The organism is Methylobacterium sp. WL120 (assembly GCF_008039465.1).
In the GTDB taxonomy this organism is placed as follows: Bacteria; Pseudomonadota; Alphaproteobacteria; order Rhizobiales; family Beijerinckiaceae; genus Methylobacterium; species Methylobacterium cerastii.
Genome location: NZ_VRUT01000213.1, coordinates 1 through 6,400 on the forward strand (window position 1 = coordinate 1; position 6,400 = coordinate 6,400).

The 6,400-nt window shown below is 70.2% G+C and carries 6 protein-coding genes and 1 pseudogene; 5 read left to right on the forward strand and 2 right to left on the reverse strand.

The features are described 5' to 3' along the window. The 4 genes and pseudogenes from FV229_RS24355 to cobT form a co-directional block, all read left to right on the forward strand. The coding region (locus FV229_RS24355; RefSeq protein ID WP_147754423.1) for a DnaJ domain-containing protein at positions 1 to 227 on the forward strand (227 nt) is incomplete at its 5' end. Positions 228 to 485: 258 nt separating this feature from the next. Then, positions 486 to 1,469 (forward strand): cobaltochelatase subunit CobS, encoded by a 984-nt coding sequence (cobS, locus tag FV229_RS24360; RefSeq protein ID WP_147754424.1) that lies wholly within the window; start codon positions 486 to 488, stop codon positions 1,467 to 1,469. Between the two features lie 19 nt (positions 1,470 to 1,488). Further along, positions 1,489 to 1,991 (forward strand): annotated as a pseudogene (locus FV229_RS24365) (DUF29 domain-containing protein). A gap of 5 nt (positions 1,992 to 1,996) precedes the next feature. After that, a complete protein-coding gene (gene cobT, locus FV229_RS24370) occupies positions 1,997 to 3,898 on the forward strand; it encodes a cobaltochelatase subunit CobT (RefSeq protein WP_147754425.1) in 1,902 nt (633 codons plus the stop codon). Between the two features lie 106 nt (positions 3,899 to 4,004). Here the strand turns inward: cobT and FV229_RS24375 are convergent, their stop codons facing one another. Both FV229_RS24375 and rpmB read right to left on the reverse strand, forming a co-directional pair. Next, positions 4,005 to 4,766: a TraX family protein gene (locus FV229_RS24375; protein ID WP_147754426.1), complete on the reverse strand. Its 762-nt coding sequence runs from the start codon at positions 4,764 to 4,766 to the stop codon at positions 4,005 to 4,007. Between the two features lie 28 nt (positions 4,767 to 4,794). Further along, positions 4,795 to 5,106 (reverse strand): 50S ribosomal protein L28, encoded by a 312-nt coding sequence (gene rpmB, locus FV229_RS24380; RefSeq protein WP_147754427.1) that lies wholly within the window; start codon positions 5,104 to 5,106, stop codon positions 4,795 to 4,797. Between the two features lie 370 nt (positions 5,107 to 5,476). Here rpmB and FV229_RS24385 point away from each other — a divergent pair, with 370 nt between their 5' ends. Continuing rightward, positions 5,477 to 6,355: a DUF3108 domain-containing protein gene (locus FV229_RS24385; RefSeq protein ID WP_147754428.1), complete on the forward strand. Its 879-nt coding sequence runs from the start codon at positions 5,477 to 5,479 to the stop codon at positions 6,353 to 6,355. The last annotated feature ends 45 nt before the right edge of the window (positions 6,356 to 6,400 follow it).

Sequence of the window (6,400 nt, forward strand, 5' to 3'; positions counted from 1 at the left end):
AGGCCCCGGCCGAGCCGGCGCGGCCGAAGCTGTCGGCGACCGTGCGCCGGGCGCTGGACGTGCTGGGTCTCGAGGAAGGGGCCGACACCGCCGCGATCAAGGCGCAGTACAAGGCCCTGGTGAAGCGCTTCCATCCCGACGCCAACGGCGGCGACCGCTCCTTCGAGGAGCGCCTGCGCGACATCATCCGGGCGCACGACGTGTTGCGCGCGGCCGGCCTCTGCTGAGGCCGGCACGATCGATGCAAAGCCGGGCGTGGCGACGCGGCGAGCGGTTTTCGCGCGCGAACGACCGGAATTCTCCGAACGCCGACCTATATGTGGGCCTTGCCCTGAACGCCTGCCCGTCTGTGGCGCCCCGGCGCGACGACGGTTAAGGAAGGGCCTGCATCCCGGCGGCGTTCGCCCGGCGAGGCGAGGCCCGAGACAAGTTCCGCGCGGCTTTCGATCCGATGCCCGTCGGAAGACCGCCCTACGAGGTTCCGTATGCTCTCTGACGACAAGCCCGCCATGCTCCCCGACCGGACGGTCTCCGTCCGCGACACCTTCGGCATCGACATCGACCTCCAGGTGCCCGCCTTCGCGGAAACCAGCGAGCACGTGCCCGATCTCGATGCGGACTACATCTTCGACCGCGAGACCACGCTGGCGATCCTGGCCGGCTTCGCGCGCAACCGCCGTGTGATGGTCACCGGCTATCACGGCACCGGCAAGTCGACCCATATCGAGCAGGTCGCCGCCCGGCTGAACTGGCCCTGCGTGCGGATCAACCTCGACAGTCACGTCTCGCGCATCGACCTCGTCGGCAAGGACGCGATCGTGCTGCAGGACGGCAAGCAGGTCACCGCCTTCCAGGACGGCATCCTGCCCTGGGCGTTGCAGAACAACGTCGCGCTGGTCTTCGACGAGTACGACGCCGGCCGCCCCGACGTGATGTTCGTGATCCAGCGCGTGCTCGAGCTGTCCGGCCGCCTGACGCTGCTCGACCAGAAGCGGGTCATCCGCCCGCACCCGGCCTTCCGGCTGTTCGCCACCGCCAACACGGTCGGCCTCGGCGACACCTCGGGCCTCTATCACGGCACGCAGCAGATCAACCAGGGCCAGATGGACCGCTGGTCGATCGTCACCACGCTCAACTACCTGCCGCACGACCGCGAGGTCGACATCGTCCTGTCCAAGGCGACCCACTACAAGGGCGACCAGGGACGCGACGTCGTCAGCCGCATGGTGCGCGTCGCGGACCTGACCCGCAACGCGTTCATGAACGGCGACCTCTCGACCGTGATGAGCCCGCGCACGGTGATCACCTGGGCCGAGAACGCCGACATCTTCCGCGACATCGGCTTCGCCTTCCGCGTCACCTTCCTCAACAAGTGCGACGAGCTGGAGCGGACGCTGGTCGCCGAGTTCTACCAGCGCGCCTTCGGCAAGGAGCTGCCCGAGAGCGCGATGAACGTCGCGCTGAGCTGAGCTTGATGGAGAGGATGCGATGGGTGAGCCGGCCCTGAAAGACGCCCCCGTCGTCGCGAAGGCCGGCGGATCGGCTCCGTCGCGTCCTCGTTACGAAGTTGATTTCTACGGCTGGCTCCTCGAACAGGCCGATCTCCTGCGCGCCCGCCGGTTCGACGACCTCGATCTGGACCACGTCGCCGAGGAGCTGGAGGGGTTGTCGAAGAGCGAGTTCTCCAGCTCCAGAGCTGCCTGCGCGTCCTCCTCATGCACATGCTGAAATGGGACCAGCAACCGGAGCATCGCACGCCGAGCTGGATCTACGCGATCCGCGAACAGCGCCGCCGCGTCGATCGCATCCTGCAGCAGAATCCCGGCTTGGGGTCGCGGATCGTCGAGGCGCGGGACGGCGCCTATCAGGATGCGCGGGATCGGGCCTCCAACGAGACCCATCTGGACCCCGACGAGTTTCCGGACACTTGCCCCTACGATTGGGACGATATCCGCGAGCGTCCCTTCGACCTCGATTCCGTTAAGAAGTAGCATCCATGTCCATCTCCAACCGCAAGCCCGGCGAACGCCGCGAGCCGGTCGCCGAGCCCCTGAAGCGCTCGGTCGCCGGGTGCCTGCGCGCGATCGCCAAGCGCTCCGAGGTCGAGGTCACCTACGCCACCGACCGGCCGGCGCTCACCGGCGACAAGGCGCGCCTGCCCGAGCCGCCGCGCAAGCTCACCGTCGCCGACGTGGCGGTGCTGCGCGGCAACGCCGACGCCATGGCCCTGCGCCTCGGCTGCCACGACATCACGGTCCATCGCCGGCTCGCGCCGGAGAATTCGGCGGCGCGCGCGGTGTTCGACGCGGTCGAGCAGGCCCGCGTCGAGGCGATCGGCTCGCGCCGGATGTCGGGCGTCGCCTCGAACATCTCCGCGATGCTGGAGGACCGCTACCACCGCGGCGGCAAGTACGAGAATATCACCGACCGGGCCGACGCGCCGATGGAGGACGCCGTCGCCCTGATGGTGCGCGAGCGCCTGACGGGCCAGCAGCCGCCGGAGGCGGCCAAGCGCATCGTCGAGCTGTGGCGCGCACACATCGAGGACAAGGCCGGCCCGAACCTCGACGGTCTGATCGGCTCGATCGAGGACCAGCGCGGGTTCGGCCGCTCCGTGCGCGAGCTGCTGTCCTCCCTCGACATGGCCGACGAGACGCCGTTCGACCCCGAGGACGACGAGAACGACGACGAGAACGAGGCCCAGGACGACGAGCAGACCCCGAGCGAGGGCGACGCCGAGGAGCAGAGCCAGGGCGACCGCGCCGAGGTCGAGACCTCGGAAGAGGCCTCCGACGACATCGAGGAGGGCGCGCAGGAGGCGGCCGACGCGCCGTCGGGCGAGCTTCCGGAGGAATCCGAGGACGCCGATTCGGAAGAAGCCTCCGAATCCTGGCGCCCGCCGTCGAAGGCCGCCAACGAGCTGCGCGGGCCGGACTATCGGGTGTTCAATCCGAAGTTCGACGAGGTGATCCACGCCGAGGACCTGTGCGACGCCGAGGAGCTCGCGCGGCTGCGCAGCTACCTCGACAAGCAGCTCTCGCATCTCCAGGGCGTCGTCGGGCGGCTCGCCAACCGCCTGCAGCGCCGGCTGCTCGCCCAGCAGAACCGTGCTTGGGACTTCGACCTCGAAGAGGGCCAGATCGACCCGGCGCGCCTCGTGCGGGTGGTGATCGACCCGTTCCAGCCGCTGTCCTTCAAGCAGGAGAAGGACACCAATTTTCGCGATACGGTGGTGACGCTGCTGCTCGACAACTCGGGCTCGATGCGGGGCCGCCCGATCACCGTGGCGGCGACCTGCGCCGACATCCTCGCCCGCACCCTCGAGCGCTGCGGCGTGAAGGTCGAGATCCTCGGCTTCACCACCCGCGCCTGGAAGGGCGGCCAGTCGCGCGAGGCGTGGCTCGCCGCCGGCAAGCCGAACGCACCGGGCCGCCTCAACGACCTGCGCCACATCGTCTACAAGTCGGCCGACGCGCCCTGGCGCCGGGCGCGGAAAAACCTCGGGCTGATGATGCGCGAGGGGCTGCTCAAGGAGAACATCGACGGCGAGGCGCTGGACTGGGCGCACAAGCGCATCCTGGCCCGGCCCGAGCAGCGCAAGATCATGATGGTGATCTCGGACGGCGCGCCGGTCGACGATTCGACCCTGTCGGTCAACGCCGGAAACTACCTCGAGCGGCACCTGCGCTGGATGATCGAGGAGATCGAGCAGCGCTCGCCGGTGGAACTCCTGGCGATCGGCATCGGCCACGACGTGACCCGCTACTACCGCCGCGCCGTGACGATCATCGACGCGGAGGAGCTCGGCGGCGCGATGACCGAAAAGCTCGCCGAGCTGTTCGAGGAGGATGCCGGCGGCCGTGCCCCGATGCGGGCTTTCGGCGGACGCCGGCGCTAACGCCTGAGAGCATTTTCCATGATCCCCGGATCACGGAAATGCCCTTACTGACCGTGTGATCGCATTGTCTTCACGCGAGCCGGCATCCACCTCGCTCGAAAATGCTTCAGGTCAGCGCCCGCAGCGCGACCAGCACGGCGAGGTGCCCCGGGTAGAAAACCTGGAGCGCGTAGGGCGGCAGGAAGCGCGGCCGGCCGCGCAGCCGCAGGGCGACGAAGAGCACCAGCGGGACGCCGACGAGGATCGTCGCGGCGTCGATGAGGGCGGAGATCCAGGGAGTTTCGCCCCGCGGGTGCCAGCCGTGCCAGTTCAGCCCAACGACCGCCGCGACGAGCCAGGCGCCGTAGGCGCGCGGCTCGCGAAGCGCGAGAAGGATCGCCGCCGGCAGCAGGATGCCGGCGAGGCCGAAATCCACCGCCGTCTTGGCGAGCGCGGGGGCGAGGAGCACTACGGCGAGGCCGAGCGCCAGGGCCGCATGACGAAGCCCGGTGCCCGCCCGGTCGAGCGCGGTCGCGAACGCGATGCCCGCCGCCAGGGTGAACAGGATCGACCCTTCGGTGGTGCCGAAGGGGAAGGCGGCGGCGTAGATGGCCTGCGTCGGCACCGCGAGGGCGAGCAGCGCCAGCACGTAGCGGCCGGGATCGGCGCCGCGTACGACGTGCAGCACGGACACCACGCAGAACAGCGGGAAGGCGATCCGCCCGAGCCGCCACAGGGCGACGGCGTGGCCGTCGAGCAGAATGGTGTCGACGTGGTCGCCGACCATCAGCACGGCCGCCGCGCCCTTGATCGCGTCGAGCGGCGCGCCGGCGAACGCCGTGGCAAGCACGAAAAAACCGCCGGCATGGGGGTCCATGCGGCGGTTCATGATCTCGCGTCGCCCGAGGGCGAGGGCTTCAGGCGGCGACGGCTTCCGGAGCCGCGGTCTCGCCGAGCTTCTTGTGGATCTCGCGCTTGAGCAGCTTGGCCGTCTGCGACAGCTCGACCTCGTGAGCCTTCACGAGGAAGGCGTCGAGGCCGCCGCGGTGCTCGACCGAGCGAAGCGCATGCGCGGTGACGCGCAGGCGCACGCGGCGGTTCAGCGCGTCCGAGGTCAGCGTGACGTTGCAGAGGTTCGGCAGGAACCGGCACTTCGTCTTGCGGTTCGAATGGCTCACGAGGTGGCCGACCTGAACGGCCTTGCCGGTGAGTTCGCAGCGGCGTGCCATGATAACGCTATCCTGTCTCGTTCCTGGGCGATCCCGACCCGCCCTCATGGGCTGGGTGCGCCGACTGGCCAGCCCCACCCGAACGTCGTTCCAGGCCTTGCGCAGTCGTGTCTGAGTGGCGGCCTATAGGCGAGACAGCCCGCGACCGTCAAGGCGAAACCCGACATCGCGTCGTCATGAAGGCGCCGGCGCACGCAGCGCGACAGGCTGAACGCAGGCGCCCTCGCGCCGCGGCGCGCCCCCGGACCCTGGGCGTCGGCGGAACGGCCTGTTAACCATGTCGCTTCGATAACGAACCCCCGGGCAGCCCCAGGGCGCCGCGTCGTCGGGCCCGGCGCCCGGACGACCTCGTGAGGATGCGATTCGGACCATGAGCGCCCGCCCCAACCGCAGCGCCTTCCCACTGATGCGCCTCGTTCTCGTCGCCGCCCTCGGCGCCGGCGCCCTGTCGCCGGCCGAGGCGCGCGAGCGCAAGGCCGCGCCGGCCAGCATCGCCGTCGATTACGGCATCGCGCTCGCCGGCCTGCCGATCGGCACCGCGCGGCTGGCGGGCACCTTCGAGAGCGCGAAGTACCGCGTCGACGTCTCGGCGACGCTGACCGGCCTCGTCGGCGCGATCACCGGCGGCCAGGGCTCGGCCCGCTCGGCCGGGATCATCGCCGCCGCGCCGCAGCCCAACACCTTCTCGATCGCGACGCGCACCGCCAACTCCGGCATCGCCGTGCGCATGGCGCTCGCCCACGGCAACGTCACCCAGTCCGAGGTGACGCCGCCGCTCGTCGACGTGGACGACCGCGTGCCGGTGACCGCCGCCAACAAGCGCGGGATCATGGACCCGGCCAGCGCCCTGCTGATGCCGGCCCAGGCCTCGGGCGAGCAGACCAACCCCGACAACTGCAACCGCACGCTGCCGGTCTTCGACGGCGCGACCCGCTTCAACGTGGTGCTGAGCTACGGCGAGACCAGGGCGGTGGAGAAGCCGGGCTATTCCGGCCCCGTGCTGGTCTGCAACGCCCGCTATCAGGCGGTGGCCGGCCACCGGCCGGACCGGCCGGGGGTGCGCTTCATGGAGGAGAACCGCGACATGTCGGTCTGGCTCGCGCCCGTCGAGGGAACGCGGATGCTGGTGCCGATCCGGATCTCGGTGCGGACCACGGTCGGCACCAACATCATCGAGGCGACCCGCTGGGTGCGCGGCGCCGCCACCGCCGAGGCGCCGGCCACCACCGGCAGCCTCGCGAGCCGTTGAGGATGCGCCGCGTCGCGCGCGCTGCGCTCCTGGCGGGCGCCGCCC

Coding starts and splice junctions, on each gene's coding strand:
- cobT (WP_147754425.1), top strand. CDS start 1,997: ATGTCCATCTCCAACCGCAAGCCCGGCGAACGCCGCGAGCCGGTCGCC.
- cobS (WP_147754424.1), top strand. CDS start 486: ATGCTCTCTGACGACAAGCCCGCCATGCTCCCCGACCGGACGGTCTCC.
- FV229_RS24375 (WP_147754426.1), bottom strand. CDS start 4,766: ATGAACCGCCGCATGGACCCCCATGCCGGCGGTTTTTTCGTGCTTGCC.
- rpmB (WP_147754427.1), bottom strand. CDS start 5,106: ATGGCACGCCGCTGCGAACTCACCGGCAAGGCCGTTCAGGTCGGCCAC.
- FV229_RS24385 (WP_147754428.1), top strand. CDS start 5,477: ATGAGCGCCCGCCCCAACCGCAGCGCCTTCCCACTGATGCGCCTCGTT.